This window comes from Mesorhizobium sp. M1027, assembly GCF_040318745.1.
Classification (GTDB): domain Bacteria; phylum Pseudomonadota; class Alphaproteobacteria; order Rhizobiales; family Rhizobiaceae; genus Mesorhizobium.
Genome location: NZ_JAMYMW010000005.1, coordinates 356738 through 383210, shown reverse-complemented (window position 1 = coordinate 383210; position 26473 = coordinate 356738). Strand labels below are relative to the sequence as shown.

27 protein-coding genes are annotated in these 26473 nt (G+C 63.6%); 12 read left to right on the top strand and 15 right to left on the bottom strand.

Annotated features, from left to right (window positions below; translation table 11 throughout):
• Window positions 1-168 precede the first annotated feature (168 nt).
• From NKH50_RS12840 to NKH50_RS12825, 4 genes are read right to left on the bottom strand one after another with little or no spacing between them, the layout of a single operon-like run.
• Window positions 169-2256, bottom strand: coding sequence for a hypothetical protein (locus tag NKH50_RS12840; RefSeq protein ID WP_352508158.1), 2088 nt, complete (start codon window positions 2254-2256; stop codon window positions 169-171).
• A 3-nt stretch (window positions 2257-2259) separates the two neighbouring features.
• Window positions 2260-5082 carry a DUF4159 domain-containing protein gene (locus NKH50_RS12835; RefSeq protein ID WP_352879092.1) on the bottom strand — a complete coding sequence of 941 codons (2823 nt, stop codon included), beginning with the start codon at window positions 5080-5082 and terminating at the stop codon, window positions 2260-2262.
• The gene (locus NKH50_RS12830) at window positions 5079-5993 is read right to left on the bottom strand and encodes a DUF58 domain-containing protein (protein ID WP_352508154.1); all 915 of its coding nucleotides are present in this window, start codon (window positions 5991-5993) and stop codon (window positions 5079-5081) included. Before NKH50_RS12830 ends, NKH50_RS12835 begins: the two co-directional genes overlap by 4 nt.
• Window positions 5993-6997, bottom strand: a complete 1005-nt coding sequence (locus NKH50_RS12825; protein WP_254819166.1) for an AAA family ATPase — start codon at window positions 6995-6997, stop codon at window positions 5993-5995. The genes NKH50_RS12830 and NKH50_RS12825 overlap by 1 nt, the downstream gene beginning before the upstream one ends.
• Window positions 6998-7143: 146 nt before the next feature.
• Here NKH50_RS12825 and NKH50_RS12820 point away from each other — a divergent pair, with 146 nt between their 5' ends.
• From NKH50_RS12820 to NKH50_RS12810, 3 genes are read left to right on the top strand one after another with little or no spacing between them, the layout of a single operon-like run.
• Window positions 7144-7773: a DUF1285 domain-containing protein gene (locus NKH50_RS12820; RefSeq protein ID WP_352879089.1), complete on the top strand. Its 630-nt coding sequence runs from the start codon at window positions 7144-7146 to the stop codon at window positions 7771-7773.
• 13 nt (window positions 7774-7786) lie between these two features.
• On the top strand, window positions 7787-8419 hold the full coding sequence (locus tag NKH50_RS12815) for a CoA pyrophosphatase (RefSeq protein ID WP_352478099.1): 633 nt from the start codon (window positions 7787-7789) through the stop codon (window positions 8417-8419).
• Window positions 8416-9684 carry a CCA tRNA nucleotidyltransferase gene (locus tag NKH50_RS12810; protein ID WP_352879086.1) on the top strand — a complete coding sequence of 423 codons (1269 nt, stop codon included), beginning with the start codon at window positions 8416-8418 and terminating at the stop codon, window positions 9682-9684. The genes NKH50_RS12815 and NKH50_RS12810 overlap by 4 nt, the downstream gene beginning before the upstream one ends.
• 3 nt (window positions 9685-9687) lie before the next feature.
• Here the strand turns inward: NKH50_RS12810 and NKH50_RS12805 are convergent, their stop codons facing one another.
• From NKH50_RS12805 to hemF, 3 genes are all read right to left on the bottom strand, one after another.
• The gene (locus NKH50_RS12805) at window positions 9688-9873 is read right to left on the bottom strand and encodes a DUF1059 domain-containing protein (RefSeq protein ID WP_352879083.1); all 186 of its coding nucleotides are present in this window, start codon (window positions 9871-9873) and stop codon (window positions 9688-9690) included.
• Between the two features lie 267 nt (window positions 9874-10140).
• The gene (locus tag NKH50_RS12800; RefSeq protein WP_352879080.1) at window positions 10141-10401 is read right to left on the bottom strand and encodes a DUF1344 domain-containing protein; all 261 of its coding nucleotides are present in this window, start codon (window positions 10399-10401) and stop codon (window positions 10141-10143) included.
• Window positions 10402-10658: 257 nt separating this feature from the next.
• Entirely contained in the window at window positions 10659-11573 is a 915-nt protein-coding gene (gene hemF / locus NKH50_RS12795; RefSeq protein ID WP_352704084.1) for an oxygen-dependent coproporphyrinogen oxidase, read from the bottom strand.
• A gap of 105 nt (window positions 11574-11678) precedes the next feature.
• Here hemF and NKH50_RS12790 point away from each other — a divergent pair, with 105 nt between their 5' ends.
• Complete coding sequence (locus tag NKH50_RS12790) at window positions 11679-11936, top strand: hypothetical protein (protein WP_023679487.1); 258 nt, start codon at window positions 11679-11681, stop codon at window positions 11934-11936.
• Here NKH50_RS12790 and soxR read toward each other — a convergent pair.
• Both soxR and NKH50_RS12780 read right to left on the bottom strand, forming a co-directional pair.
• Window positions 11933-12379, bottom strand: coding sequence for a redox-sensitive transcriptional activator SoxR (soxR, locus tag NKH50_RS12785; protein ID WP_352477990.1), 447 nt, complete (start codon window positions 12377-12379; stop codon window positions 11933-11935). The genes NKH50_RS12790 and soxR overlap by 4 nt on opposite strands.
• 170 nt (window positions 12380-12549) lie before the next feature.
• Window positions 12550-13008 carry a tRNA (cytidine(34)-2'-O)-methyltransferase gene (locus NKH50_RS12780; protein WP_352879075.1) on the bottom strand — a complete coding sequence of 153 codons (459 nt, stop codon included), beginning with the start codon at window positions 13006-13008 and terminating at the stop codon, window positions 12550-12552.
• A 283-nt stretch (window positions 13009-13291) separates the two neighbouring features.
• Between NKH50_RS12780 and NKH50_RS12775 the strand changes: the two genes are divergently transcribed.
• The 4 genes from NKH50_RS12775 to NKH50_RS12760 are packed head-to-tail and all read left to right on the top strand — an operon-like array spanning window position 13292 to window position 17963.
• Window positions 13292-13834 carry a hypothetical protein gene (locus NKH50_RS12775; RefSeq protein ID WP_352704090.1) on the top strand — a complete coding sequence of 181 codons (543 nt, stop codon included), beginning with the start codon at window positions 13292-13294 and terminating at the stop codon, window positions 13832-13834.
• 22 nt (window positions 13835-13856) lie between these two features.
• A complete protein-coding gene (locus tag NKH50_RS12770; RefSeq protein ID WP_352879071.1) occupies window positions 13857-15746 on the top strand; it encodes an ABC transporter ATP-binding protein in 1890 nt (629 codons plus the stop codon).
• Window positions 15743-17626, top strand: coding sequence for an ABC transporter ATP-binding protein (locus NKH50_RS12765; protein WP_352704094.1), 1884 nt, complete (start codon window positions 15743-15745; stop codon window positions 17624-17626). The genes NKH50_RS12770 and NKH50_RS12765 overlap by 4 nt, the downstream gene beginning before the upstream one ends.
• Window positions 17627-17648: 22 nt before the next feature.
• A complete protein-coding gene (locus tag NKH50_RS12760) occupies window positions 17649-17963 on the top strand; it encodes a DUF6665 family protein (protein ID WP_352687895.1) in 315 nt (104 codons plus the stop codon).
• A 27-nt stretch (window positions 17964-17990) separates the two neighbouring features.
• Here NKH50_RS12760 and NKH50_RS12755 read toward each other — a convergent pair whose 3' ends face one another.
• The gene (locus tag NKH50_RS12755) at window positions 17991-18347 is read right to left on the bottom strand and encodes a cupin domain-containing protein (protein WP_352687893.1); all 357 of its coding nucleotides are present in this window, start codon (window positions 18345-18347) and stop codon (window positions 17991-17993) included.
• 280 nt (window positions 18348-18627) lie between these two features.
• Here NKH50_RS12755 and petA point away from each other — a divergent pair, with 280 nt between their 5' ends.
• The 4 genes from petA to NKH50_RS12735 all read left to right on the top strand — a co-directional run bounded on the left by petA (window position 18628) and on the right by NKH50_RS12735 (window position 22228).
• A complete protein-coding gene (gene petA / locus NKH50_RS12750; protein WP_352541007.1) occupies window positions 18628-19188 on the top strand; it encodes a ubiquinol-cytochrome c reductase iron-sulfur subunit in 561 nt (186 codons plus the stop codon).
• A 16-nt stretch (window positions 19189-19204) separates the two neighbouring features.
• Window positions 19205-20506, top strand: a complete 1302-nt coding sequence (locus NKH50_RS12745; RefSeq protein WP_352879066.1) for a cytochrome b — start codon at window positions 19205-19207, stop codon at window positions 20504-20506.
• Between the two features lie 89 nt (window positions 20507-20595).
• Entirely contained in the window at window positions 20596-21468 is an 873-nt protein-coding gene (locus NKH50_RS12740; protein WP_352477976.1) for a cytochrome c1, read from the top strand.
• A gap of 214 nt (window positions 21469-21682) precedes the next feature.
• Window positions 21683-22228, top strand: coding sequence for an adenine phosphoribosyltransferase (locus NKH50_RS12735; RefSeq protein ID WP_254819181.1), 546 nt, complete (start codon window positions 21683-21685; stop codon window positions 22226-22228).
• A 43-nt stretch (window positions 22229-22271) separates the two neighbouring features.
• On the opposite strand, the gene NKH50_RS12730 is transcribed toward NKH50_RS12735, so the two are convergent.
• The 5 genes from NKH50_RS12730 to pth all read right to left on the bottom strand — a co-directional run bounded on the left by NKH50_RS12730 (window position 22272) and on the right by pth (window position 26463).
• Window positions 22272-22742, bottom strand: coding sequence for a MaoC family dehydratase (locus NKH50_RS12730; RefSeq protein WP_352508138.1), 471 nt, complete (start codon window positions 22740-22742; stop codon window positions 22272-22274).
• Window positions 22739-23200, bottom strand: a complete 462-nt coding sequence (locus NKH50_RS12725; protein ID WP_352477973.1) for a MaoC family dehydratase — start codon at window positions 23198-23200, stop codon at window positions 22739-22741. Before NKH50_RS12725 ends, NKH50_RS12730 begins: the two co-directional genes overlap by 4 nt.
• A 132-nt stretch (window positions 23201-23332) precedes the next feature.
• Window positions 23333-24307: a magnesium/cobalt transporter CorA gene (gene corA, locus NKH50_RS12720; protein ID WP_352879062.1), complete on the bottom strand. Its 975-nt coding sequence runs from the start codon at window positions 24305-24307 to the stop codon at window positions 23333-23335.
• A gap of 217 nt (window positions 24308-24524) precedes the next feature.
• On the bottom strand, window positions 24525-25628 hold the full coding sequence (gene ychF / locus NKH50_RS12715; RefSeq protein ID WP_352822068.1) for a redox-regulated ATPase YchF: 1104 nt from the start codon (window positions 25626-25628) through the stop codon (window positions 24525-24527).
• A 109-nt stretch (window positions 25629-25737) separates the two neighbouring features.
• Window positions 25738-26463 carry an aminoacyl-tRNA hydrolase gene (gene pth / locus NKH50_RS12710; protein WP_352687881.1) on the bottom strand — a complete coding sequence of 242 codons (726 nt, stop codon included), beginning with the start codon at window positions 26461-26463 and terminating at the stop codon, window positions 25738-25740.
• Window positions 26464-26473 lie beyond the last annotated feature (10 nt).

Below are 26473 nucleotides of genomic sequence, written 5' to 3'. Positions count from 1 at the left end.
GGATAGGTGCGCCCGCAGCCCGGCCGCCCGGGCCGAAACCGCCGCCGAAACCCCAAACAAGGGGGCGGAGCTCACAAAGACGAGCGAAATCCCTGCGATCCCGCCCCATCCAAACATCCCCGGTTACTGCGCAACAGGCCCACAAGGGGAGAAGGAAGGACGGTGCCGTTACCGCCCTTCGCGGTACCACATAGAGCCCATCGCCAAAAGCAGCAGGCCGAGTCCGAGGAAGCCACCGAACAGCGGCACGCGCGAGACGGCCTTGAGCACGCTGTCGTCGGTGGTGCGCAGGCCGATCCAGTCATTGCCGGAAGCCGCTCCCGAGGAGCGGACTGGAACGATCGAGGGCAGCGTGACCATGCTGGTGAGATTGCCAAGTGCCGAGGCCGGCGCCAGCCGGCGAACGCTGCCGCCGGTTGCCTCAGCCGGTGGTTTCAGCCGGTTCTCGGTGGAGACCACATCGGTGAATTCCGGGGCGTTGACCGGCCCGACATGGGCCAATGCCGTCAGGTCGCCATTGCCGACCTGGTAGAGACCGATTTCGCTGGTCTCGACGCTGCCGAGGAAGACACCTGGTTCGGATTTCTCGAGCCTGACGATCAGTGCCTTGCCGGATGGCGTGATGACTTGCGCCGGGCCGGGGTCGTCGCTCATCGTCTGGCGGCGGATTTCCAGCACCATGCCGCGGCCGTCGGCGGTCAGCCGCTCTTCCTCGAGTTCGGGCTCCTTCATCAGCCAGTGGGCGATGCGCCGGTAGAGCTGGACGTGGGGGCCACCGCCCTCGAAGCCGCGCGCCCACAGCCAGCCCTGGTCGGACAGAAGCATGCCGACGCGGCCTTCGCCCTTGCGATCGAGCAGCAGCAGCGGCCGGTTGTCGGCGCCCTTCATCACCACCTCGCCCTCGGGGTTCTCGACCCCGATGGTGCGGAACCAGCGGCTCCAGTGCGGCGGCTCGGTCGCGGAGCCGTCGAGCCCGCGCGTTACCGGATGACGCTGGCCGGTATCGGTGAGGCGCGGATAGAAGGCCTTGTCGATGACCTCGCCGGTCGGCATTGCCGGCAGCGCCGATATCAGCGGCGTGCGGGCGATCGAGCTTTCGCCGGCATATTCGGGGCCTGCCGCGATCAGCAGCGCGCCGCCCTTTTCGACATATTCGGAGATATAGTCGTAATAGAGGATCGGCAGTACGTCGCGGTGCTGATAGCGGTCGAAGATGATCAGGTCGAAATCCTTGATCTTCTCAACAAACAGCTCGCGCGTCGGGAAGGCGATCAGCGACAATTCGTTGATCGGCGTGCCGTCCTGCTTTTCCGGCGGGCGCAGGATGGTGAAGTGCACGAGGTCCACCGAAGCGTCGGATTTCAGCAAATTGCGCCAGGTGCGCTCGCCCGCATGCGGTTCACCGGAAACGAGCAGTACCCGCAGATTTTCGCGAATACCGTCGATCAGCGCGATGGCGCGGTTGTTGGTGTCGGTGAGTTCGCCCGGCTCGTGGTTGATGGCGAGTTCGACAATGTTGCGCCCGGCGCTGGGAATGGTCACCTGCAGCGGCATCGCCTGGCCGATGTTGGCGTGCTCGACCGATACCTGCTCGCCATTGACCGATACGCGGACATCGACCGGGCCGGTGTCGTTGTTGGTGGCGATGACGCGATAGGTCATGTCGAGCGGCTTGCCGACGAGGCCGAAGCGCGGCGCATTCTCGAAGCGAATGCGACGGTCCTTTTCATGCTCGTTGCCGGTAATCAGCGCATGCAGCGGGGCATTGAAGTCGGGTGTGCCGGACGGCGCGTCATGCACCTCGCCATCGGTGATCATGATGGCGCCGCCGATGCGCGATGGCGGCACGTCGCGGAAAGCATTTTCGAGCGAGGAAAACAACCGCGTCTCGGTGCGCTCGTCGGCGGCTTCGGACTTGCCGGCTTCGACGACACGGACGTCGAACTGCTTGAAGCGGCCGAGACGCTGCTGAAGCCCGGCTAACGCCGCGTCGGTCTGCTTGGTGCGGTCGCCGATATCCTGGCTCTGGCTGCGGTCGACGACGACGGCGACGATGCTTTTCAGCGGCTCGCGCTCTTCGTCGAGGAACACCGGATTGAGCAGCGCCGCAGCCAGGGCAATCAGGGCTGCCAGGCGGAAAATCGCACCGCGCTGGCGAAACCAAAGGCCGGCCAGCGCCAGCAGCAGCAGCGGCACCAGGACCACTGCGAGCAGCGGCCAGGTGATGAGCGGTTCGAAGGAGAGCGACCAGTTCATAGTCTACTGCCCCAGCCGTTCGAGCAGCACCGGGACGTGCACCTGATCGGACTTGTAGTTGCCGGTCAGCATGTACATCATGATGTTGACGCCGGCGCGCAGCGCATAGATGCGCTGCATCGGATCCGAAGGCACCGTCGGCAATAGCGGGTCGCCATTCTCGTCGACCGCCCAGGCGCCGGCGAAATCATTCGCGGTGATCATGATTGGCGAAACGCCGTCGCCGGTGCGCACCGGGCGGTTCTCGGTGTTGCTGGCTTCGAGCGATGCCTCGACCCAAAGCGGGCTGCCGGCAAAACGGCCAGGAAACTCCGGAAGAATGTAGAAGGATTTGGTCAGCACGTGGTCCGACGGCACCGGTTCCAGCGGTGGCACGTTGAGGTTGCCGAGGATGTCGCGCAGCCGCTCCGTAGCCGGGCTGGTCGAATCCGCACCAATGCCATTGGCGAACTGGTCACGGGTGTCGAACAAGACCGTTCCGCCCTGCTGCATATAGGCGTCGATGCGGGCGATGGCGGCCTCGCTCGGCATCGGGGCCGAGGGATCGATCGGCCAGTAGATCAGCGGGTAGAAGGACAGTTCGTCCTTCGAGATGTCGACGCCGGCGGGTGCTCCGGGTTCGAGCGCGGTTTTTTCGATAAGAAAGCGGGTCAGCCCTTCGAGCCCGGCGCGGCTGATCGAATCGACACCCGGTTCGCCGGTCAGCACGTAGGCGATCCGGGTCTTTGAAATGTCCCCGATCGCCTCTGTATCTCCCGGTTTGGCGTCGTCGGCACGCGCGACGTCCGCGTGGCCAATCAAGGCGCAGAGCGCAATCAGCAGGACGGCTGCCGTCGCCGCAGCGCCGGCACGGCGCGGCCGGCGCGACAACAGGCCGCCCATCCAGAATACGGCAAGCGTGTCGAGCACCATCAGCACCAGGGCGGCCGTGACAAGCGGACCTTTGAGGTTGCGCTGCTCGTCGAAGGCATACTGGATGGTGGTGATCGGCACCGTGATTTCAGGCCGGGCAAGCGGCGTGAATGCGCTGTCGCCGCCGAGCAGATTGTGAGCGAACACTCCTGTCTCGGAGCCGTAGAGGCCGGGCGGGTTTTCCAGCGTCACCGGCAGCGGGCCGGCGCCTGGCACCAACGGCCTGGCATCCGGCGTCGGCGGCACCAGCGTGCCGTCGGCGGCGATCATGCGATAGGGTGCCAGCGACGTGGCGGCTGCCTCGGCGTTGGCGACCGCCGAGCCCTGGTTGCGCGACAATTGCACGATGCGCCGCAGCATCTCGACGAAGCTGCCGGAGATCGGCAGGTTGGACCACGTCGCCTCGGGGGTGACGTGGAACAGTACGAGGGTGCCCTTGTCCTTCTTCATCCCGGTCACCAGCGGCGTGCCGTCGGCAAGCGTGGCCCAGGTGCGCTCGACAATGTCGGGCGTCGGCTCGGCCAGCACCTGCCTAGTAACGGTGACCTCGGTTGGCGGCGCGAGGTCGGCGAAGGGACCGGTTTTCGGGAATTCGGTGACCGGCTGCGGCGCCGTCCATGACAGCGCGCCGCCAAGCGATCGCTCGCCGGTGCGCAGCCGGACCGGCAGCAGATCGTCGTCATTGCCGGCAGCGGCCAGCCGCGAACCGGCAAAACGCACCAGTGTGCCGCCCTTGTCGACCCAGTCGACCAGCCTCTGCCGCGCCTGTTCCGGAATGGTGCCGACATCCGCCATGACGATCATCGCCGGTTTCTGGTCGAGCAGTTGCGGAATGGCGTCGGCGAGATCGACGCTCGACGGCTCGACGAGATCGGCGAAGGGCTGCAGGGCGCGGCGGATGTAGTAGAGCGGCGACAGCAGCGGTTGCGCCTGATCGGCCTCGGACTGCGACAGCAGCCCGACGCGGCGGCGCTTTGAGCTCTCATCGAGCACGCGGACGGCACCGGCCTGGCGCTCGCCATCGAGCGCGATGTAGGCGAAGTCGTTGCGCAGTTCGAACGGCACCGCCATCGTGCCGGTCACGGTGGTTCCGCCCGGGGCAAAGGTAAGCGTCGCGTCGGCAATGCGGCGGCCCTTGTCGTCGAACGCGCCGGCCGTCACCTGTGCAGGTGCCGGGTCGCCCGGTGCGCGGATGGCGGTCAGGGCGAAGCCGTCGACCTGGTTGTCGGCGCCGGTCAGGCCGGTCAGCGACAGCCGGTCGGAGACGGCCCAGACAATACGTGCCGCGTTCTTTGACAACAACGTGTTGAAGGCGGTTTCGTCGCCTTGCGCCGCCAAGCCATCGGCGAGCACTGCGACGCTGGCGCCCGGCAGCGACTCCAGGGCTGACGCGACGCGGGCGTAGACGGCGGGGCGGTCGGTCGGGATCGGCCGCGGCTTTGCCGCGCGCAGCCGGTCGAGCGCGGCAGCGGCATCGAAGGGACCGATCTCGGCATTCGGCTTCTCGGCGGTGAAAGCGATGAGCACCGGCACGCCATTCGAATTGGCATCGGCGATCAGCCGCTCGGCGGTGGCGACCCGCTTGCCCCAGTCGGGGGCACTTGCCCAGTCATTGTCGATCACCAGCGCCAGGGCGGCGCCCTCGGCGGGCAGCTTTTCGCGCGGGTTGAAGACGGGTTCGGCAAGTGCCGCCACGACAAGCGCGGCCATCAGCAGCCTGAGCAGCGTCAGCCACCAAGGGCTCTGCCGCGGCGTTTCTTCGCGCCTCAACACGCGGGCGAGAATCCTGAGCGGCGGAAACACCTCGGTTTGCGGCCTGGGCGGAGTCAGCCGCAGAAGCCACCAGATCACCGGCAGCACCAGCAGGCCCCACAGCACCATCGGCGCCCCGAAGGAGAGCGGCAGCCAACTCATGCGCGGGCCCTCCCGGCAAAGCTGCCCTCGGCGGTCATCGCCATATGGATGCGCACCAGCGCCTCGGAGGCAAGGCGATCGGTATGATTGACGGTAAAGCTCCAGCCAAGCCGTTTGCACCAGGCGGCCAGTTCCTGGCGGCGGGCGGCATAAAGCAGGCGATAGTCCTCGCCCAGCATTTCGGCACGGCCGGCGGTCAGCTTGTCGCCGGTCTCAGGATCGGTGAATTCGGTGCGCCCGGCATAGGGGAAGCTTTCCTCGGCCGGATCGGCGACCTCGATCAGGTGTGCGCGCACGCCGTGGCGGGCGAGCACGTCCAGCCAGGCCATGGTGTCCTCGACCGGGTCGAGGAAATCGCTGACGAGGACGATGTCGCAGAAGCGGCGAATGCCGGACAGGTCGGGCTTTGCCGGCAGGCCGCCGGCGTGCATCAGTTGCGCCGCGATGCGCTCGGCGCCATTGCGGGCGGTGAACGGGTCGGTCAGGCCGGGCCAGGCAATGCGCTCGCCGCTGCGCGACAAAAGCTCGGCCATGGCCAGCGTCAGCACAAGGGCGCGCGATTCCTTGGAAACGCTGGCTCCGGTCGATTTGTAGAGCATGGAAGGCGAGGGGTCGGCCCACAGCCACACCGTGTGGGCGGCCTCCCATTCACGGTCGCGGACATAGGTGTGGTCGTCGCGGGCGGAACGGCGCCAGTCAATGCGCGAGGAATCGCCTTCGACATAGGGCCGGAACTGCCAGAAGTTCTCGCCGATGCCGCGCTTGCGGCGGCCATGCCAGCCGGCAATTACCGTGTTGACGATGCGGCGCGCCTCGACCAGCAGGTCCGGCACCAACGAAGCCCGCAACCGGCCTCTGGCGAGCGCATCGCGCGTCGCTGCCGGTGCCTGCGCTTCACCGATGCGCGCCATCAAATCCCTTTCGCGAGCTTCGCCACGACGTCGCGAACCGTGGTGCCCTCGGCGCGGGCGGCGAAGGTCAGCGCCATGCGGTGCTGCAGCACCGGCTCGGCCAGTGCGCGGACGTCGTCGACCGACGGCGCCAGCCGGCCGTCATAGAGGGCGCGGGCGCGGGTGCACAGCGTCAGCGCCTGACTGGCGCGCGGGCCTGGGCCCCAGGCGACGTGCTTGTCGGTATCGGCGTTGCCCTGGCCGGGACGCGCAGAGCGCACCAGCTTGAGGATCGCCTCGACGACGCTTTCCGGCACCGGCATGCGGCGGATGAGCGTCTGGATGTCCTTCAGCCGCGCCGGCTGCAGCACGTTTTCAGCCTTGGCATCCTCGATACCGGTGGTTTCCAGCAGGATGCGGCGCTCCGCCTCGATCTCGGGGTAGAGGATGTCGACCTGCATCAGGAAGCGGTCGAGCTGTGCCTCGGGCAGCGGATAGGTGCCTTCCTGCTCCAGCGGATTCTGTGTCGCCAGAACATGGAACGGTGACGGCAAATCGTGGCGCACGCCGGCAATGGTGACGTGGTATTCCTGCATCGACTGCAGCAGCGCCGACTGGGTTCGCGGTGAGGCGCGGTTGATCTCGTCGGCCATCAGCAGTTGCGCGAAGATCGGCCCGGAAATGAAGCGGAACGAACGCTTGCCGAATTCATCCTGCTCCATCACCTCTGAGCCGAGAATGTCGGACGGCATCAGGTCGGGCGTGAACTGGATGCGGCGCGAATCGAGGCCGAGCACGATGCCCAGCGTTTCGACCAGCTTGGTCTTGGCTAGGCCGGGCACGCCGACCAGCAGTGCATGGCCGCCGGCCAGCAATGCGACGAGCGTGCGCTCGACGACGCTTTCCTGGCCGAAGATGACCCGGCCGACGCCGTTGCGAACCCTTGAAATGTCGGCCAGCGCTTTCTCGGCCTGCGCCACCATGTCCTTTTCGCTGATCGGGCTTTCCTTGATCATCACGCTCATGCAGCATCGATCCTTCTGGTTGGAAATACCGCTTGGCACAGTGGGTGCCGCAGAATGCCGCGATTCGGCCTCGCAGGGCGCCTGTCTTTGAATTTAAATCACAGACTTAGGCTGACAAGCGGAACAACAGTGACTATTTCGTGACCATGACGGAAGCCGCAGACAATCGTGAAGAGAGCCTGACGGCCGCGACCGAGGCGCGCGGGCTGCAAGCGCTGGTCTCGCGCGCGACACGCGCCGGCAAGGGGCCGGCGCCGGTGGAACGCTGGAATCCGGCGTTTTGCGGCGATCTCGATATGGAAATCAAGCAGGACGGCACCTGGTTCTATCTGGGAACGCCGATCGGCCGGATGCCGCTGGTGCAGCTTTTTTCCTCGGTGCTGCGTAAGGACGAGGACGGCAGGACCTACCTGGTGACGCCGGTGGAAAAGGTTGGCATCCGCGTCGCCGACGCGCCCTTCATTGCCGTCGAGATGGACGTGTCTGGCGCGGGCGACGGGCAAATCATCACCTTTCGCACCAATGTCGGCGACGTGGTCGAGGCTGGGGCGGGACACCCGCTGCGCTTCGTCGATGAGGACGAGACAGGTGGCCTGAAGCCCTATGTGCTGGTGCGCGGGCGGCTGGAGGCGCTGGTGACACGGCCGGTGATGTACGAGCTGGTCGAGCACGGCGAAGAGATCGACATCGGTGGCAAGACGATGTTTGCCGTCCGTTCCAAAGGCGAGGTCTATCCAATCATGCCGGCTGAGAAACTGAGACGGCTGAGCGCATGATGGACCGCCTATGATGGATCAGGTGACGCCGTTGGCGTTTTCCGCTGCCGAGTTTCGCCAGCGCGTCGCGGCGCAGCCGCTGGCGCATGCCGGCGACGATTTTGGCGACCACCGCTTCAATCCGGGCCATCCCAGGCTGAAGCTGGCCAACGCGCTGCGCGATGCCGCCGTTCTGATCCCGGTGGTCGATCATGGCCATGAAGCCACGGTCCTTTTGACCAGGCGGGCGGAAAAGCTGCGCAACCATTCGGGGCAGGTTGCTTTCCCCGGTGGCACCGTCGATCCAACCGATGCGAGCCCGGAAGCGGCGGCGTTGCGCGAGACATTCGAGGAGATCGGTCTCGATAGGGATTACATCGAGATCATCGGCCGTCTGCCGGACTATGTTTCCGGCAGCGGCTATCGCATCGCCCCGGTGCTCGGGATTGTGCGGCCCGGTTTCAGCCTGACGCTGAATTCCGACGAAGTCGATGCTGTCTTCGAGGTGCCGCTGGGTTTTCTGATGGACCCCGCCAACCACACCAGAGACAGTCGCATGTGGAACGACCTCGAATGGTTCTTTTACGAGATGCCCTATGGCGGCCAGCGCATCTGGGGCGTCACTGCGGGCATCATCCGAACGCTCTATGAAAGGCTCTATTCGTGAGCAATCCGGTGTCGATTGCCGGCAAGGCCGGCTGGCTCGGCGAAAGCCACTTGCAGCGCCTGCTCGCCGCGCTCACCGACGGCGGCGAGGAGGCGCGTGTCGCCGGCGGTGCGGTGCGCAACGCGCTCATCGGCCAGCCGGTCGCCGACATCGACATCGCCACCACGACAGTGCCCGAGGAAACCATCCGGCGTGCCGAGGCGGCGGGCTTCAAGACGGTGCCGACCGGCATCAAGCATGGCACCGTCACCGCGGTCGCCCAGGGCAAGGCCTACGAGGTCACCACGCTGCGTGCCGATATCGAAACCGACGGCCGGCGCGCCAAAGTGTCGTTCGGCCGCGACTGGAAAGCCGACGCTGAGCGGCGCGATTTCACCATCAATGCACTCTATGCCGAAGCCGATGGAACGGTCGTCGATCTGGTCGGCGGTATCGCCGATATCGAGGTGCGGCGGCTGCGCTTCATCGGCGATCCGGAAGCGCGTATCCGCGAGGATTATCTGCGCATCCTGCGTTTCTTCCGTTTCTTCGCCTGGTATGGCGACGGCAGGCCGGATGCCGAAGGGTTAAAGGCTTGCGCCCGGCTGAAGCAGGGGCTCGACCAGCTCTCGGTCGAGCGCGTCTGGTGGGAATTGAAGAAATTGCTGTCGGCGCCGGATCCGTCGCGGGCGCTGCTGTGGATGCGCCAAGCCGGCGTTCTGACCGCCGTTTTGCCGGAAAGCGAGAAATGGGGCATCGATGCCATCCACGGGCTGACCAAGACCGAGAAGGACCTGGCCTGGGCGCCGGACCCGCTGCTCAGGCTGGAAGCCGTCGTGCCGCCGGATGCCGCGCGCATGAAGACGCTTGCCGAGAGATTGAGGCTTTCCGTGAGCGAGGCAAGCCGTCTGCGGAATTGGGCGATCACGGCTGCCGTCGATCCGAAAACGACCGAAGGAGAGTTGGCGAAAAGGCTTTATTTTGGCGACCGCCAAGGCTTTGTCGATCGGTTGCGGCTGTTGCTTGCTTCCGCTCGAGCCCGCGCGGTCGAAGACAATGACGCACTACTCGAAGCCGGTGGCTTCTCGCGCCTGCTTGCCTTCGCCGAAAAATGGCAAAACCCTGTTTTTCCGCTCAAGGGCGCCGATCTGACGACACTTGGCGCGTCACCGGGGCCAAAGCTTGGTGCAACGTTGAAGAACCTCGAAAAGGAATGGGTCGAGTCCGGTTTTGCGCTCGATCGCGGCGCGCTGCTCAAGCGCGCCGCAGAGGCACTCGAATCCTGACCGTCACGCTGCGTCGCGGACCTTTTCGATGCGCGAGCGGATCGCCTCGATCATCGTCTCGCGAATCACCGTCTCGCCATGCGTCTCGCGCAGATGATCGACGGCACGGCGCATGACCTCAGCCTCCTCCTCGGCGCGTGTGTGCCACTCGCAGCCGGGTACGAGCGACCCGCAATGGAATTCCTTCATCGGCTTCTCCTCATCTCCTCCTTGGAGCACCGCGCACTGACACGGAAGCTCCAGACCTTTGATTGCGCGATCCGGAAACCGCGTCCGGTATCCGGGCTACACGCTGGCCAGGTTAGCATAACACGATCGAATGGTTTTGGTTGCCTTAGAGTGCCGTGCGTCCAAGCCGACACGCGGTGATCGGGTTGCGAAAAGGCGGAGCATCGCTGCTCCGCCCTCTTACGCTACCCAGGAGTAAGACCTCGTCTTGCTCCAGCGGGCAGGACATCACTTCACGATCTTGACTGCCTCGGCAATTTTATCCTTGCCGTTCATATCCCACGTGACGCGGACCTTTTCGCCGACCTTCAGGCCAGGATCCTTGAAGGTCTGGGGCAACGTAAAGGTGGCTCCGTTATCCAGAACCAGGCTCATCGCCGTTCCATCAAAGCTTTTGATCGTGCCGGTGGTGTGCTTGACCGCAGCGAATGCGGCAGTACCAGAGGCGAGAACGGCAGCGGCGGCTGCAGTCATAATAAGCTTGCGCATGGCATGCTCTCCTGGAAAATGCGGGCACCGCTTGGGAAAGGTGCCCCATTCAATCATGGGCCGTCCGGTCACGTCGGGTCGCGGCTCTCGGGAGTACAGAACCGCCGGCGTTTCCCGGCCCCACGCGACAAATAGCCCAATCTTTACAACGGTATATTAGACGAAAAAGATATTTTTTGGCACGCCTTGCGCCACATTCGCCGTCAAATTTCGGGGATTTGGACCCGATTGCGGCTCACCTCGTGCTCACCGAGATTTTACGGCCATTTCGCTTCTGGCGGCAGACTGGACAGGATCGAGGCGACATTGCCGCCGGTCTTCAGCCCGAATATGGTGCCGCGATCGTGAAGCAAGTTGAATTCGACATAACGGCCGCGGCGGATGAGCTGCTCGTCACGGTCGCCATCGGTCCAGTTGTCATTGAAGTTGGCGCGCACCAGATGCCCGTAGACGACGAGAAAAGATCGCCCGACGTCCTGGACGAAGTTGAAATCGGCGTCCCAGCCGCCTTTGTCCTCCCCCGAATGCAGCCAGTCGAAGAAGATACCGCCGGTACCGCGTGGCTCGTCGCGGTGCGGCAGGTAGAAGTACTCGTCGCACCAGGCTTTGAATTTCACGTAGTCGGCGATCACCGCGTTCTTCTCGCAGGCAAATTGCATCGCTCTGTGGAACGCGATCGTGTCGGGGTCGTCCTGGCTGCGGCGGCGGTCGAGCACCGGTGTCAGGTCGGCGCCGCCGCCGAACCACTGGCGTGAGGTGACGACCATGCGCGTGTTCATATGCACGGCCGGCACGTTGGGGTTCCACGGATGGGCGATCAGCGAAATGCCGCTCGCCCAGAAGGACGGGTCCTCTTCGGCGCCCGGCATCTGCGTCCTGAATTCGGGGGAGAACTCGCCATGAACGGTCGAGGTGTGGACGCCGACCTTCTCGAAGACGCGGCCATGCATCATCGACATGATGCCGCCGCCGCCCTTGCCGGCATCGCGTTGCCACGGCGTCTTTTCGAAGCGACCGGGCGACCAGCTGGCCTGCGGCCCCCGCAGGTCCTGCTCGATCTGCTCGAAGCTGGCGCAGATGCGCTCGCGCAACGTCTCGAACCACAGCCGTGCCTTCGTCTTCTTCTGTTCGATGTCGGCTGGCAGCCCAGCCGGTATCTCGGGTCGTTGCAAATCCTGTCTCCGGTTGCGGGGCGTACCCCGACAAATGACTCGTCTTTTCCGGCCGCGATCCCTAATCTCTTAGGTGCAAGGGTCAAGTGTGAATTGAGTTCTTTCGTGCGCACCCCGGCAAGACCGCCGCTGGATGGCCTGAAGAAGAGGCTCGACCGTTCGCGCGCCGAGAACGCGCGCATGCCGCGCGACGGCTTCCTGCGCGAGACCTTCGTGCTGCCGCGCTCCGACGCTCGTCTCAAGGCGAAGGAATGGTTCGAGCGCTTTCCTAAGCAGGCCTATTGGACCGAGATCGAGAGCTGGTTCGAGCGGCCGGGCGACGTCATCGAATTCACAATCAGGCGGCTGCCGGCGGCGGATTAACGCTCGATCAGCAAGCGTCTCGCGCCCGGCCCTCGGATGCTCAGCCGGTCGCCCTTATTCCGCAGCGGACATTTGTCGATCGACATGCAGCCGCAGCCGATACAGTCGGTCAACCCGTCGCGCAGCTTCTTGAGCTGACTAATCTTCTGATCGAGCTCGTCGCGCCAAGCCGTCGAAAGCAGGTTCCAATCCTCGCGGGTCGGCGTTCGTCCTTCGGGCAGCGATCGAAGGGCTGTACCGATCTCGGCCAGCGAAATGCCGACCTCCTGCGCTACCTTGATGATCGCCACACGTCGCAGCACGTCGCGGCCGTAACGCCGTTGGTTGCCTGATGTGCGGTGGCTGCGGATCAGCCCGCGCGCTTCGTAGAAATGCAGCGCCGACACCGCCACGCCACTGCGCGTCGCCACTTGGCCGACCGTCAATTCCGTTGCCGCAGCCATCTCCGATTTTCCGCTTGACCTCAAGTTAAGTTGAGCTTGTAGCGAAGAAGCCTCGAAGATGCAAACGGCAGGGGATGGCGATGGGCGTCTGGATTAGAATGACCGGAGAGGACGCAGTGTTGCGTGAGGACGATGCCTTGGTCGCTGCGGCCGGCGATCGCGTACACGTCCTAGCGAAGCTGCCGGATCGCCTCGCCCGCCACCATCGCAACGGAAAGCGCGACGTTGATGCTGCGCGCTCCGGGCTGCATCGGGATGGTCAGGCACGCATCCACCGCCTCGTGGACGGCATCCGGCACGCCTGCGGATTCGCGGCCGAACAGGAGAATGTCGTCGCCGGTAAAGGCGAAATCCGTGTAGGCGGCAGCTGCTTTGGTCGACAGCAGCACGAGCCGCCGCTTGGCAAGCTTGCGCCAGTCCTCGAAGGCGTGCCAGTCGACATGCCGGGTGAGCGCCGCCATTTCGAGGTAGTCCATGCCGGCCCGTTTCAGCGCCCGGTCACCGAGCGGGAAGCCCGCCGGTTCGATGATGTCGACGCCGAGACCGAGGCAAGCGGCGAAGCGCAGGATTGTCCCGGTGTTGCCGGCGATATCAGGCTGGTAGAGCGCGATGCGGAGACGGTCGTTCATTTCCGCGTCTTTCTAATAAGTGGCAGATCAGCCACAGAGCTCTCGCGGTTTTGGAAATTCCTGGACTGGCGGGTGGTCATTTTCTGCGAAGTCGGTTATACGGCCAGCATTGTCAACCCGAACCGATGGAGGGGTAATTCATGATGGCCATGCACATCCACCACCTCTCTCGTGGGCTTACCAGCCCGACGGCGGTTTCGGTACGACGATTCTCCTGACCTTCTAGACTTCTGATCGCACCGATTCCCGCCGAAACCTTTTCGGCCTTTGAAGGAATCCTGCGATGTTTTTCAAGCTGTGCAAGGGGCTGAACGCCCCGCCTGAACACAATTCGACCGATGTCACCTTTGCCGCACCGCGCATGCCCGCGGCCTGGGTCGACTCACCCTTCTATCTGCATCTTCAAGTGGAGGACGGACCGATGTTCGATCCCTGTAGAATACCCGGCTCAAGAAGCCTGCACGAGCGCAAGATTGCGACCTGGGCACTTTTGATCGGCGAGACCCACTCGTCGGCGGTTCACGCCGAGACCCGCCGGCGTCCGCATCGCGGCATGCTGCCGGACATCGATTTCTCGCGCGCCGTTCCGGACTATAGCCGGCCGTCGTTGGTGCGCCGGATCATCAGGCTGATCCGGCCTGGTGCAAAAACCGGCGCGAAAATCCGGATTGTCAAAACGTCGTCAGCATTGTCAAGCGAGACTGTCGGCGAAAGGCCCGCGACAACCTATATAGCGCGAAGCAGGGCCGGCGAGGCGGACGATACCGTATCGCCGGTTCTTGACGCCATGCGGTCTGGGCACCTCGTCCGTTCGCGTGCCGCGTGAGCGGGAAATTGTGAGCATCACTATGTTTAGCTGGTTTGAAAAAAGGCTCGATCCGTTCCCTGCCAAGGAGCCGGTCGAGCCGCCGCGGACACTGATCGCCTTCTGCGTGCATTACACGCGCGGCGCATGGCCCTACATCGCTCTCGATGCGGTACTGGTGACGGCCATCGCCCTTGCCGAGGTGTGGATGTTCGGCTTCATGGGCCGGATCGTCGACTGGCTGTCCGGACAGAATCGCGAGACGTTCCTGCAGACCGAAGGCTTGAAGCTGGCCGGCATGGCCTTCATCGTGGTTTTCGCGCTGCCGGCAACCGTCTGGTTCCATTCGCTGCTCAACCAGCAGACGCTGATGGGTAATTATCCGATGCGTATCCGCTGGCAGGTGCATCGGTACCTGCTCAAGCAGTCGATGAGCTTCTATCAGGACGAGTTTGCCGGGCGCATCGCGACCAAGCTGATGCAGACAGCGCTCGCCGTGCGCGAGTGCGTCATCAAGCTCATCGATGTGCTCAATTATATCGTCGTCTATTTTCTCGGCATGCTGTTCATTGTTGGCTCGGCAGACTGGCGGCTGGCTGCGCCGCTTGCCGTCTGGCTTGCCGGCTATGTCCTGCTGTTGCGCTATTTCATCCCGCGGCTGGGCAAGGTCGGCGAGGAGCAGGCCAATGCGCGCTCGACCATGACTGGCCGTGTCGTCGACAGCTATTCCAATATTCAGACGGTCAAGCTGTTCTCGCATGCGCGGCGCGAGGCATCCTTCGCCAAGGACGGTATGGCCGGCTTTCTCGACACCGTTTACCGATCGATGCGGTTGGTGACGCAACTCTACGGCCTGCTCTATGTCCTGAATTCGCTGCTGTTGTTTTCGGTCGCCTCAATCTCGCTATGGCTGTGGCTCGGCCAAGCCGTGACGATCGGCGCTGTCGCCCTGGTCATCGGCCTCGTGCTGCGGCTCTGGGGCATGTCGCAATGGATCATGTGGGAGATGTCCACGCTGTTCGAGAATATCGGCACGGTGCAGGACGGCATCGCCTCGATCTCGCTGCCGCGCCTCGTCGAAGACCGGCCTGGCGCCAAGGATATTGCCGTGACCAAGGGCGAGATCCGTTTTGAGGACATCCGCTTCCACTACGGCAAGCAGAAGGGTGTGATCGAAAGCTTGTCGCTGACGGTGAAGCCGGGCGAGAAGGTCGGCATCGTCGGTCGATCGGGTGCCGGCAAGTCGACGCTGGTCAATCTTCTGTTGCGCTTCTACGACCTCGAAAGCGGCAAGGTCCTGATCGACGGCCAGGACATTGCGGCAGTGACGCAGGACTCGCTGCGGGCCCTGATCGGCATGGTCACGCAGGACACCTCGCTGCTGCATCGCTCGGTACGCGAGAACATCCTCTATGGCCGGCCGGAGGCCAGCAACGAGATGCTGCTCGAGGCGGCGCGGCGCGCCGAGGCGCTGGATTTCATTGCCGGCTTGTCGGATTCGAACGGCCGCAAGGGTTTCGACGCGCATGTCGGCGATCGCGGCGTCAAATTGTCCGGCGGCCAGCGGCAACGCATCGCCATAGCCCGTGTCATGCTGAAGGACGCGCCGATCCTCATTCTCGACGAGGCGACCTCCGCCCTCGATTCCGAGGCCGAGGCGGCCATCCAGGAGAATCTCTACAAACTGATGCAAGGCAAGACCGTCATCGCCATTGCGCACCGGCTGTCGACGATCGCGGCCATGGACCGGCTCGTGGTCATGGACAAGGGCCGAGTCATCGAGGAAGGTTCGCATGAGGAACTCGTTGCCAAAGGCGGGCTCTACGCCCAGCTCTGGCAACGTCAGTCGGGCGGATTCCTGCTCGACGACGCGCCTTCTGCCAACGATGCGGCCGCCAACGATGCAATCGCCAAGGGTGAAGCCGCCGAATGATGACTGCCATCTACCGCTGGTTCGAGAACTGGGTCTATCCATTCCGGGAGCCAGCGGACCTTCGGCCACCTGCTGGCGTCAGGGGTTTCCTCTGGCATTATGTCGGGCAGGCGAAGATCGCCTTCTTCGCCATGCTGGTGATCGGCGGCATCGCGCCGCTGGTCGAAGCCGGACTGTTCTATTTCGTCGGGCGGCTGGTCGACATCCTCGACCAGCTTCCCGGCGAACGCAGCTGGCACGCGCTGTGGACTGCCGCCGGCCCGGAGCTTGTCTTCATGATCGCGGTGGTGCTGGTCATCCGCACCATTGTCGTCGGTCTGTCGGCGCTGGTCGACGAGCAGACGATCACGCCGGGTTTCTATAATCTGGTGCGCTGGCAGGCGCATCGCCAGGTATCGCGCCAATCCTACGCTTTCTTTCAGAACGACTTTGCCGGGCGTATCGCGACCAAGGTCTGGCAGGCGGGACAGGCGACCGGCGATCTGATGGAAAGCTTCATCGAGGTCGTCTGGTTCATGGTCGTCTATACGGTGACGACGCTGGCGCTGGTCGCCGGGCTCGATCTCCGGCTGGCGGTGCTGGTGGTGATCTGGATTACCGCCTTCGGCTTGCTGGCCAGGCGCTATTTGCCGGCAATCCGCAAACATGCCGAAGCGACCGCCGAAGCCGGCTCGATGATCACCGGCCGCCTTGTCGATTCCTATTCGAACGTGCAGACGCTGAAACTGTTCTCGGCCGATGGCGACGACCACTACATCAGGAACGGCTTCGACATCTATCTCGACGCGCTGCGCCCGTTCACCCGCCGGCTGACAGGCGTGCGCATGGCGCTGACGATGCTGTCGGGCATCATGATAACGGCGATCGCCTGCTTTGCCGTTTACCTCTGGGTCGAGGGTTCGATCACAGTCGGCGCCGTGGCTTTCACGCTGTCTTTGGTGCTGCGGCTGAACATGCTGCTCGGCCGGCTGATGATGCAGCTCAACGGCATCTTGCGGAATCTCGGCGTGCTGGAAAATTCCAAGGCGCTGATCTCGCAGCCGCTCGGCCTGACCGATGCGCCGGACGCGAAAGAGCTTGTCGTCGGCGGCGGGCGCATCGACGTCAGCAATGTCGAGTTCCACTACGGCAAGGGGTCCGGCGTGCTCAACGGCATCGACGTCGTCGTGCGGCCGGGCGAAAAGGTCGGCCTGGTCGGCCCGTCCGGCGCCGGCAAGACGACCTTGGTCAATCTGATCCTGCGCCTCTACGACCTCGAGAGCGGCAAGATCACCATTGACGGGCAGGACGTCTCCAGGGTCACGCAGAATTCGCTGCGCGCCAATATCGGCGTCGTCAGCCAGGATACGGCACTTTTCCACCGCTCGCTGCGCGACAACATCAAGCTCGGCATGCCGGAAGCGACCGACGCCGAGGTGGTCGCGGCAGCGAAGAAGGCCGAGGCGCACGAGTTCATCCTCGGTCTGCGCGACAATCGCGATCGTATCGGCTACGAGGCCTATGTCGGCGAGCGCGGCGTCAAGCTCTCCGGCGGCCAGCGCCAGCGCGTGGCGATCGCCCGCGTCTTCCTCAAGGATGCACCGATCCTGGTGCTCGATGAAGCGACCTCGGCGCTCGATTCCGACATCGAGGCGGCGATCCAGGAAAATCTGGCAAGGCTGATGGAAGGCAAGACGGTCATCGCCATCGCGCATCGGCTGTCGACCATTGCGGCACTCGACCGGCTTGTGGTGCTCGACGAGGGCCGCATCGTCGAGCAAGGCACGCATGACGAGCTGGTCGGGCTCGACGGGCTCTATGCCAGGCTGTGGAAGCGGCAGTCCGGCGGCTTCCTGTTCAACGAGGAGAGCGCGCTGGCCGAGACCCGGCCGGCGGAGTAGTTTCTAAAAACCGGAGTAGACCATGGCGGTGAGAATGCCATCGAATTTCGGACGGTCCGGCGCGCAGGAGAGCGCGTTGGACCTGCTTGGCCATGAAATCCTCGGCGAGAAGGCGGCCGCGCTCGGCCGCGCCGGCCGGCGCGTCGAGGAAACATTGACGAGGCTGCGCGAGAATTGCGACAGTGTCGACCGTGCCCGGCTGCTCAGGGATGCAGCCGAAGCGGTGCACGGGTATTTCATCCAGCGCGAACTTTGCGGCCTGCGCAAGCACGACACGGTGATCCGGGAATACAACATTCCCAAGGCCGTTCTGGCCAGGCTCGGCGCCAGCGGATGATCCGAACCGGAACTGGTTCGGGAAGCGTTATTCCAGCCACTCGGTGATGAAGCCGCCGTTCTCGTGTATGTCGGTGGTTTCCAGCGGGCCTGGCCCGAGATTGGTGAATTTGTGCGGCGTGTTCGGCGGTACGATCAGGATCTGGCCGGCTGTGGCCTCGATCTGCCGGTCGCCGACGGTGAACAGACCGGTCCCGGTTCGGATGATGAAAATCTCGCAATAGGGATGGCTGTGCAGCCTCGGGCCGCCGCCGGTCTCCGGCAGGTAGTTAAAGATCAGGCAACTGCTGGAACCGTAAGGCCCGCATTGCAACTCGCCTTGCCAGTGGTCGGGCAACTGGTCGGGCGCTTTGGCCCATTTGTCGCGGTCGATGACATGCGCCATGGGGCGAGGATAAACCGGGCGAGCGTCCGCTGTCGAGGTGAACGCAGCCGTTTGGTTTTGCTGCTGTTTTCCAATCGTTCCGCTGGGCAAATTACGCCCCCGCGACAATCTGCCCTTGTGCCTTCGCCCGTCTGGACAAAAACAGGCTTCACGCATAAACCCAAGTCCCAAATGCCGGAGGAATTCGCTAGCCTGTTCGCCATGCGCTGTCGGGCCGGCGCGATTGAGCGGGGAACAAGCTCGGCCGCCGGCACGGAAGAGGCGAAAGGATCAGGCACCCGTGAGCGCAACCGACACCCAGGATCCCAACCGTCGTGATTTTCTCTACGTCGCCACCGGCATGGCCGCAGTGGTCGGCGCGGGCGCCGTTGCTTGGCCGTTCATCGACCAGATGCGTCCGGATGCCTCGACGCTGGCGCTTGCCTCGGTCGAGGTCGACGTTTCGTCGCTGACGCCAGGAATGTCGCTCGTCGTGAAGTGGCGCGGCAAGCCGGTGGTCGTGCGCAACCGCACCGAAAAAGAGATGAAGGACGCCGAGGCGGTCAATCTCGCCGAGCTCAAGGATCCAATCGCCCGCAATGCCAACCTGCCGGCCGACGCGCCGGCGACCGACGCCAATCGAACCACGCCGGGCAAGGAAGCCTGGATGGTGATGGTCCAGGTCTGCACTCATCTCGGCTGCATCCCGCTCGGCCAGGAAGGCGATTTCGGCGGCTGGTTCTGCCCATGCCACGGTTCGCAATACGACACCGCCGGCCGCATCCGGAAGGGGCCGGCGCCGGAGAACATGGCGGTACCGGTGTTCCAATTCGTTTCCGACACCAAGATCCGTATCGGCTGAGGCAGGGGATATTTCCATGAGCGAGGGACACTCGACCTATACGCCCAAGACCGGTATCGGACGCTGGTTCGATTCGCGCATGCCGCTGCCGCGGCTGGTCTATGACAGCTTCATCGCCTATCCGGTGCCGCGCAACCTGAACTATGCCTGGACCTTCGGCGGCATCCTTGCGCTTATGCTGGCGGCGCAGATCCTGACCGGTATTGTGCTGGCCATGCACTATGCAGCCGACAGCACTCTCGCCTTCGATTCGGTCGAGAAGATCATGCGCGACGTGAATTCGGGCTGGCTGCTGCGCTATCTTCATTCCAACGGCGCGTCGTTCTTCTTCGTCGCCGTCTACATCCATATCTTCCGTGGCCTCTACTACGGCTCCTACAAGGCGCCGCGTGAGCTGCTGTGGATCCTCGGCTGCATCATCTACCTGCTGATGATGGCGACCGGGTTCATGGGCTATGTGCTGCCCTGGGGCCAGATGAGCTTCTGGGGCGCCACCGTCATCACCGGCTTCTTCACCGCCATTCCGCTGGTCGGCGACTGGATCCAGCAGCTTTTGCTCGGCGGCTTCGCGGTCGACAATCCGACGCTGAACCGCTTCTTTGCGCTGCACTACCTTTTGCCGTTCATGATTGCCGGCGTCGTCGTGCTGCACATCTGGGCGCTTCACGTCGTCGGCCAGAACAATCCGACCGGCATCGAGGTCAAATCGAAGACCGACACGCTCGCCTTCACGCCTTACGCGACCATAAAGGACGGGTTCGGCATGATCGTGTTCCTGTTCGTCTTCGCCTATTTCGTGTTCTACCTGCCGAATTATCTCGGCCATCCCGACAATTACACCGTGGCCAACCCGCTGAAGACGCCGGCCCACATCGTGCCGGAATGGTATTTCCTGCCGTTCTACGCGATCCTGCGCGCCATTACCTTCAATATCGGGCCCATCAACTCCAAGCTCGGGGGCGTGCTCTGCATGTTCGGCGCGATTGTCATGCTGTTCCTGGTGCCGTGGCTCGACACCTCGAAGGTGCGCTCGGCAGTCTACCGACCCTGGTACAAGCTGTTCTTCTGGCTGTTCGTGGCCGACGCCATCCTGCTCGGCTGGCTGGGCTCGCAGCCGGCCGAGGGCAGCTATGTATTCATGGCGCAGATGGCGACGCTGTTCTACTTCGCCTTCTTCCTGGTAGCTCTGCCGGTGCTCGGGCTGATCGAAAAGCCGCGACGGCTGCCGAATTCGATCACCGAGGCGGTGCTCGAGAAGAACAAGGGCGGCGGCGGACATCCTGCTGGCGCCATGACCGCCCCGGAAACCAAGGGCTGAGCATGATCCCGAAAAGTGGAAACCGGTACTCGGACAAGGTCATGCTCGAGACGATGACAGCGCGTCAGAGAATCTCAAGGGGAATTGGCATGAAAAAGATTCTCTCCTCGCTGGCGCTGCTTGGCCTTGTGGCCGCGGGCATGGGTGCCGCAAGCACTGGAGCCAGCGCCCAGGAAGAGGCGCACAATGAGGCGGCGCCGACGCATTTCCCGATACACGAACCGAAGGAAATGGACTGGAGCTTCGCCGGGCCATTCGGCACCTACGACAAGGCCCAGCTGCAGCGCGGACTGAAGGTCTACAAGGAAGTCTGCTCGGCCTGCCATTCGATGAATTTGGTGGCGTTCCGTACGCTGGAAGGCCTTGGCTATTCGGATGCGCAGATCAAGACGCTGGCGGCCGAATATACGATCCATGACGGCCCGAACGATGCCGGCGACATGTTCGACCGCCCCGGCAAGCCGTCCGACCATTTCCCGGCGCCATTCCCCAATGTCGAAGCGGCAGCGGCGGCAAATGGCGGCGCAGCACCGCCCGACATGTCGCTGCTGGCCAAGGCGCGCGGGGTCGAGCGCGGCTTCCCGCGCTTCGTGTTCGACATCTTTACGCAATATGCGCAAGGCGGCCCCGACTACATCCACTCACTGCTGACCGGCTACGACCAGCAGCCGCCGGCGGGCATGGTCATACCGGAAGGCACGCACTACAATCCGTACTTCCTGTCCGGCGTGTCGCTGAAGATGCCGAAGCCGCTCTCCGACGGCCAGGTTACCTATGATGACGGCGCGCCGCAGACGGTCGACCAGTACTCGCGCGACGTGTCGGCGTTCCTGATGTGGGCGGCCGAGCCGCACCTCGAGGACCGCAAGAAGACCGGCTTTCGCGTGCTGGTCTTCCTGCTGCTGTTCGGTGCGCTGGTCTACCTGACCAAGCGCAAGGTGTGGGCCGGCGTGGCGCACTGAGCCCTGCGATATACGAGAATGCGAGGGCGTCGAAAGGCGCCCTTTTCATTGCAGGCATGTCGATTCATCGCAGCCGACGCTGAGCAAGGCCCTTTGCCGGACAATTTTCCGTCAGGCATCACATGGCGGTAGCCGGACTTGGCGGCGCCGGGTTACGATTGGCCCATTCCTTTCACGCCTTCAGCCGAATCTGAATAGCCCGGAGAGCCGCTCGATGAAATCCTCGCTCGAAGAGACGCTGCTTGCCGCGATCCGCACCATTCCGGATTATCCCAAGCCGGGCATCCTGTTTCGCGACATCACCACGCTGCTCGGCAATGCGCGGGCCTTCCGCCGCGCCATCGACGAACTGGTGCATCCCTATGCCGGCCTGAAGATCGACAAGATCGCCGGCATCGAGGCGCGCGGCTTCATCCTCGGCGGCGCTATCGCCCACCAGCTCTCGGCCGGCTTCGTGCCGATCCGTAAAAAAGGCAAGCTGCCTTACGAGACGGTGCGCGTCGCCTACAGCCTGGAATACGGGCTGGACGAGATGGAGATGCACAAGGACGGCGTTTCTCCAGGCGAAAAGGTAATCCTCGTCGACGATTTGATCGCCACCGGCGGCACGGCCGAGGCGGCCGTCAAGCTATTGCGGCAGATCGGCGCCGATATCCTCGCCGCCTGCTTCGTCATCGACCTGCCGGACCTTGGCGGCCGAGAGAGGTTAGAGGCGCTCGGCGTACCGGTGAGGACGCTGATCGGGTTTGAGGGGCATTGAGCGTTTCTTCCTTCTTTCCTGTGGGAGAGGGAAAGAACTCCGCTCACTCCACCTTCACCAGCACGGCACTTTCGAATTCGATGACCTTGTCGCCGATCGAATCGAAGGCCTCTGAGCGAAGCGTCAGCAGCCGCCAGCCCGGTCGCGAGGCGATGGGGCGATGGGCCAGCGCGGTGCGGGTGAAAGTCACGGTTTCCCCGGCATAGACAGGTTTGGGCCATTTGAGGTTCTTGAAGCCGGGCGAGGGACCGAATTCCGGCACCGGCCCGGGGCCGGGCCAGCGGGCGACCTCTGCCTCCATGCCAGCCTGGAGGTTCAATTTCATCCAGGTGGCGGCGGTGTGCCAGCCCGAGGCGCAGAGCCCGCCGAACATGCTGTTCTTCGCCGCCTCTTCGTCGATATGGAATATCTGCGGGTCGTATTTGCGGGCGAACGCCTTGATCGCCTCCGGTTCGAATCGATGTGAACCGAGCGTGACGGTGATACCGATGCAGAAGAATTCGTCGAGGCTCACGCACTGCCCTCGCGGGTGAGGAACATGACGGTGTTTTCGAGCTCGAAAACACCTTCGCCGCGCTGGTTGAACAACTCGCTGCGCATGGTCACCAGGCCAAGGCGGGGCTTCGATCTGGACAGTCGCTTGGCAAGGACGGTGGTGCTGCCGCTCAACAGGTCACCGGCCAGGACCGGCCGTTTCCATTTGACCTGGTCGACGCCTGGCGCGCCCTGGGAGGTCGAGTCGAGCAGGAAGGCATCGCACAGCATGCGCATGAACATGGCGCAGGTGTGCCAGCCCGAAGCCGCCAGCCCGCCGAGGATGCTGGCCTTGCCCGCGGCCTCGTCGAGATGCATCGGCTGGGCATCGAACTCGTCGGCGAATTCTATGATTTCAGCGGCGCTTACCAGCTTGGTGCCGAGGTCGAGCGAAGCGCCCTCGACAAAATCCTCATAAGCCCAGGTCTTTGTGGTCATGGTCTGGAAATCCTGTTCAGGATTGTACAATCGCTACGCGTCGGGTCCCGGATGCAGGCAGGGCGGCATTTGGTCAAGCAATTTCTGGTGCGCCAGCCTGCTGTGCCCAAGCCGTAGCGCGCATTGACGACCCTATAGCCAGCCGCGACGGCGGAAATACCAGAAGGGCAGGATTGCCGAAAGCACCATCATGCCGATGGCGAAGGGATAGCCAAAGTGCCATTTGAGCTCAGGGATGATGTCGAAATTCATGCCGTAGGTTGAAGCGACAAGCGTCGGCGGCAGGAAGATGACAGCGGCGACGGAGAAGATCTTGATGATGGCGTTCTGCTCGATCGAGATCATGCCCAGCGTCGCGTCGAGCAGGAAGCTGATCTTCTGCGACAGGAAGGTGGCGTGGTCGGCAAGCGACAGCACGTCGCGCGACAACGTTTTGATGCGGGCGCGGGTATCCTTGCTCATCTTGGTCTGAGTGGAGGCATGGGCGAGGAAGCCGGCAAGGCGCTGCAGCGAGATCAGGCTGTCGCGGACCGAGGAGGCGAGGTCCTCCTTGCGGCCAATGCCTTTCAACAGTTCCTGGAAGTCACGGTTGCGCTTGGAAACCTTGGTCGAGCGTGCCTCGAATATATCGCGCGAGATCGCCTCGACGTCGCGGCCGGCGCGCTCCAGAATGTCGGCGAGGCGGTCGACGATCGCCTCCAGCAAGCCAATCAGGATGGTGTCGCCGCTGGTGCAGCCGGTCGCCACCTTCTCGGCGCGCAGCGGAAAGGTCTTGAACGCCTTCGGCTCGTGGTAACGCACGGTGATCAGCCTGCTGCCGGCGAGCACGAAGGTGACCGGAGACATCAAGGGATCATCCAGTTCGGTCTGAGCCGGCAGAATGGCGGTCATGAAGTAGGCGCCGTCCTCGACGTAGAGACGGCTCGAGATCTCGATCTCCTCCATCTCTTCCCGGGTCGGAACGGCAATGCCGAGCCAGGTCTCGATCGTGGTCTCTTCTTCCTTTGTCGGGCTGAGAAGGTCGACCCAGACGACAGCATCGCTGTTTTGCAGGAGATCGTCGACAGGGCGCAGGCGATCATTGTCGACGATGAAGGCCTTGATCATCGCCGGTCTCCCTTGCTGTTGCTAAAGAGGGTTTCGTTCGGAAGGGGCGCGTCAGTCAGATCGCACTGATATGGCCATGTGAGGCTCGAGACCAGCGCAGAGGCCCCTTAGACCGGGCGTGACGTGCCGTCAAGCAGCGGCAGACGCCGCCGCGATGCCTGTTATGAAGTTGTGATCGAGCAACAGCCATTGTGGAGGCCGGGCGCGTCTCGCCGGGTCAGGTGTTGAACTTGAACAGCATGATGTCGCCGTCCTGGACGACATACTCCTTGCCTTCGTCGCGCGCCTTGCCGGCCTCCTTGGCCGCCACTTCGCCGCCCAGCCTGACGAAGTCGTCATAGGCGATGGTCTGGGCGCGGATGAAGCCGCGCTCGAAATCGGTGTGGATGACGCCTGCCGCTTGCGGCGCCTTGGCACCCTTGTGCACGGTCCAGGCGCGCGTCTCCTTGGGGCCGACGGTGAAATAGGTGATGAGCTGCAAAAGCTCGTAGCCGGCGCGGATCACCTTGTTCAGGCCGGGTTCGTCCAGGCCGAGCGTTGCCAGGAATTCCATTTCCTCTTCGTCCGAGAGCTGGGCGACTTCGGCCTCGATCGCCGCTGAAATCACGACAGTGCGGGCACCTTGCGCGGCGGCCATCTTCTCTACCGCCCTGGTATGCGCGTTGCCGGTGGCGGCGTCGGCTTCCGCGACGTTGCAGACGTAAAGCACCGGGTGTGAGGTCAAGAGATTCAGCCCCTGCAGGATGCGCAGATCCTCACCCGAGATGCCGTTGAGCAGGATGCGGGCGGGCTTGCCGGCCTGCAGCAGTTCGAGCGCCGCTTCCATCATCGGAAGTACGGTCGCTGCTTCCTTGTCTTTGCCGGCGGCACGCTTGCGGATCTGCACGATGCGGCGCTCGAGGCTGTCGAGATCGGCAAGCATCAATTCGGTCTCGACGGTCTCGGCATCGGCGACAGGATCGATGCGGCCCTCGACATGGGTAATGTCGTCATCCTCGAAGCAGCGCAACACATGGACGATGGCGTCGACCTCACGGATGTTGGCGAGGAATTGGTTGCCAAGCCCTTCGCCTTTCGAGGCGCCACGCACCAGGCCGGCAATGTCGACGAACGAGATGCGGGTCGGGATGATCTCCTTCGACTTGCCGATCGCGGCGATCTTCTGCAGGCGCGGGTCGGGCACCGCCACCTCGCCGGTGTTCGGTTCGATGGTGCAGAACGGATAATTGGCGGCCTGTGCCGCCGCCGTTCTGGTCAACGCATTGAAGAGCGTCGACTTGCCGACATTGGGCAAGCCAACGATGCCGCATTTGAAACCCATTTTTGTCTGGTCCTATCGGGAAATCGAATTTGATCAGGGCTATGGGCGAAAGCGCCGATGATCGTCAAGCCCTGAGCACTCATGCCCGCGGCGCTGACGGCGCCATGGCTCAGTCCTTGCCGCCAAAAAGCTTCTTCAGCATGGCCGCCATCGGGCCGGTTTCGGGCAGCTTGGCCGCCGGCTGCTGCGGCCGCGCCTGGCGGACGTGGCTTTGTGCCTTTGGCGCCTTGGGCGGCGGGCGGTCGTCGTCGCCCGTCGGCGTGAGCTTGTCGCGCAGGGCCAGCGTCACGCGGTTCATGAAGGAATTGTCGTCGCCCTCGGCAAGCAATCCGGCACCGTCGGCGATTGCGTCGAGCAGCACGTCCAGCCATTCGCGGTCGGCCTTGGCGAAATCGCCGAGCACATGGCCATGCACCATTTCCTTGACGCCGGGGTGGCCGACGCCGATGCGCACACGGCGAAAATCCTTGCCGACGTGCTGGTCGAGCGAGCGGATACCGTTGTGGCCGCCGGAACCGCCACCGACCTTGACACGCACCTTGCCGGCAGCAAGGTCGATCTCGTCATAAAAGACAGTCAGCGCCGAAGGGCCGAGCTTATAGAAGCGCAAGGCTTCGCCGACCGACTGGCCGGACAGGTTCATGAAGGTCTGCGGCTTGATCAGGATCACCTTTTCGGCGGCAAGCGTGCCTTCGGCGATCAGACCCTGGAATTTCTTCGACCAGGGTGAAAAGGAATGGCGGCGGGCGATCGCGTCCGCCGCCATGAAGCCGACATTGTGCCGGTTGCTGGCGTATTTCGCGCCCGGATTGCCGAGGCCTGCAAAGACAAGCATCGTCGCCTCC

What these genes read in the sequence shown, in the direction of transcription:
- NKH50_RS12820 (WP_352879089.1), top strand. Translation starts at nt 7,144, where the DNA reads ATGACGGAAGCCGCAGACAATCGTGAAGAGAGCCTGACGGCCGCGACC.
- NKH50_RS12840 (WP_352508158.1), bottom strand. Translation starts at nt 2,256, where the DNA reads ATGAACTGGTCGCTCTCCTTCGAACCGCTCATCACCTGGCCGCTGCTC.
- NKH50_RS12755 (WP_352687893.1), bottom strand. Translation starts at nt 18,347, where the DNA reads ATGGCGCATGTCATCGACCGCGACAAATGGGCCAAAGCGCCCGACCAG.
- NKH50_RS12815 (WP_352478099.1), top strand. Translation starts at nt 7,787, where the DNA reads ATGGATCAGGTGACGCCGTTGGCGTTTTCCGCTGCCGAGTTTCGCCAG.
- NKH50_RS12830 (WP_352508154.1), bottom strand. Translation starts at nt 5,993, where the DNA reads ATGGCGCGCATCGGTGAAGCGCAGGCACCGGCAGCGACGCGCGATGCG.
- NKH50_RS12735 (WP_254819181.1), top strand. Translation starts at nt 21,683, where the DNA reads ATGAAATCCTCGCTCGAAGAGACGCTGCTTGCCGCGATCCGCACCATT.
- NKH50_RS12770 (WP_352879071.1), top strand. Translation starts at nt 13,857, where the DNA reads ATGTTTAGCTGGTTTGAAAAAAGGCTCGATCCGTTCCCTGCCAAGGAG.
- NKH50_RS12745 (WP_352879066.1), top strand. Translation starts at nt 19,205, where the DNA reads ATGAGCGAGGGACACTCGACCTATACGCCCAAGACCGGTATCGGACGC.
- NKH50_RS12835 (WP_352879092.1), bottom strand. Translation starts at nt 5,082, where the DNA reads ATGAGTTGGCTGCCGCTCTCCTTCGGGGCGCCGATGGTGCTGTGGGGC.
- ychF (WP_352822068.1), bottom strand. Translation starts at nt 25,628, where the DNA reads ATGGGTTTCAAATGCGGCATCGTTGGCTTGCCCAATGTCGGCAAGTCG.
- pth (WP_352687881.1), bottom strand. Translation starts at nt 26,463, where the DNA reads ATGCTTGTCTTTGCAGGCCTCGGCAATCCGGGCGCGAAATACGCCAGC.
- NKH50_RS12725 (WP_352477973.1), bottom strand. Translation starts at nt 23,200, where the DNA reads ATGACCACAAAGACCTGGGCTTATGAGGATTTTGTCGAGGGCGCTTCG.
- NKH50_RS12775 (WP_352704090.1), top strand. Translation starts at nt 13,292, where the DNA reads ATGTTTTTCAAGCTGTGCAAGGGGCTGAACGCCCCGCCTGAACACAAT.
- corA (WP_352879062.1), bottom strand. Translation starts at nt 24,307, where the DNA reads ATGATCAAGGCCTTCATCGTCGACAATGATCGCCTGCGCCCTGTCGAC.
- NKH50_RS12760 (WP_352687895.1), top strand. Translation starts at nt 17,649, where the DNA reads ATGGCGGTGAGAATGCCATCGAATTTCGGACGGTCCGGCGCGCAGGAG.
- soxR (WP_352477990.1), bottom strand. Translation starts at nt 12,379, where the DNA reads ATGGCTGCGGCAACGGAATTGACGGTCGGCCAAGTGGCGACGCGCAGT.
- NKH50_RS12825 (WP_254819166.1), bottom strand. Translation starts at nt 6,997, where the DNA reads ATGAGCGTGATGATCAAGGAAAGCCCGATCAGCGAAAAGGACATGGTG.
- NKH50_RS12780 (WP_352879075.1), bottom strand. Translation starts at nt 13,008, where the DNA reads ATGAACGACCGTCTCCGCATCGCGCTCTACCAGCCTGATATCGCCGGC.
- NKH50_RS12740 (WP_352477976.1), top strand. Translation starts at nt 20,596, where the DNA reads ATGAAAAAGATTCTCTCCTCGCTGGCGCTGCTTGGCCTTGTGGCCGCG.
- NKH50_RS12805 (WP_352879083.1), bottom strand. Translation starts at nt 9,873, where the DNA reads ATGAAGGAATTCCATTGCGGGTCGCTCGTACCCGGCTGCGAGTGGCAC.
- NKH50_RS12765 (WP_352704094.1), top strand. Translation starts at nt 15,743, where the DNA reads ATGATGACTGCCATCTACCGCTGGTTCGAGAACTGGGTCTATCCATTC.
- NKH50_RS12800 (WP_352879080.1), bottom strand. Translation starts at nt 10,401, where the DNA reads ATGCGCAAGCTTATTATGACTGCAGCCGCCGCTGCCGTTCTCGCCTCT.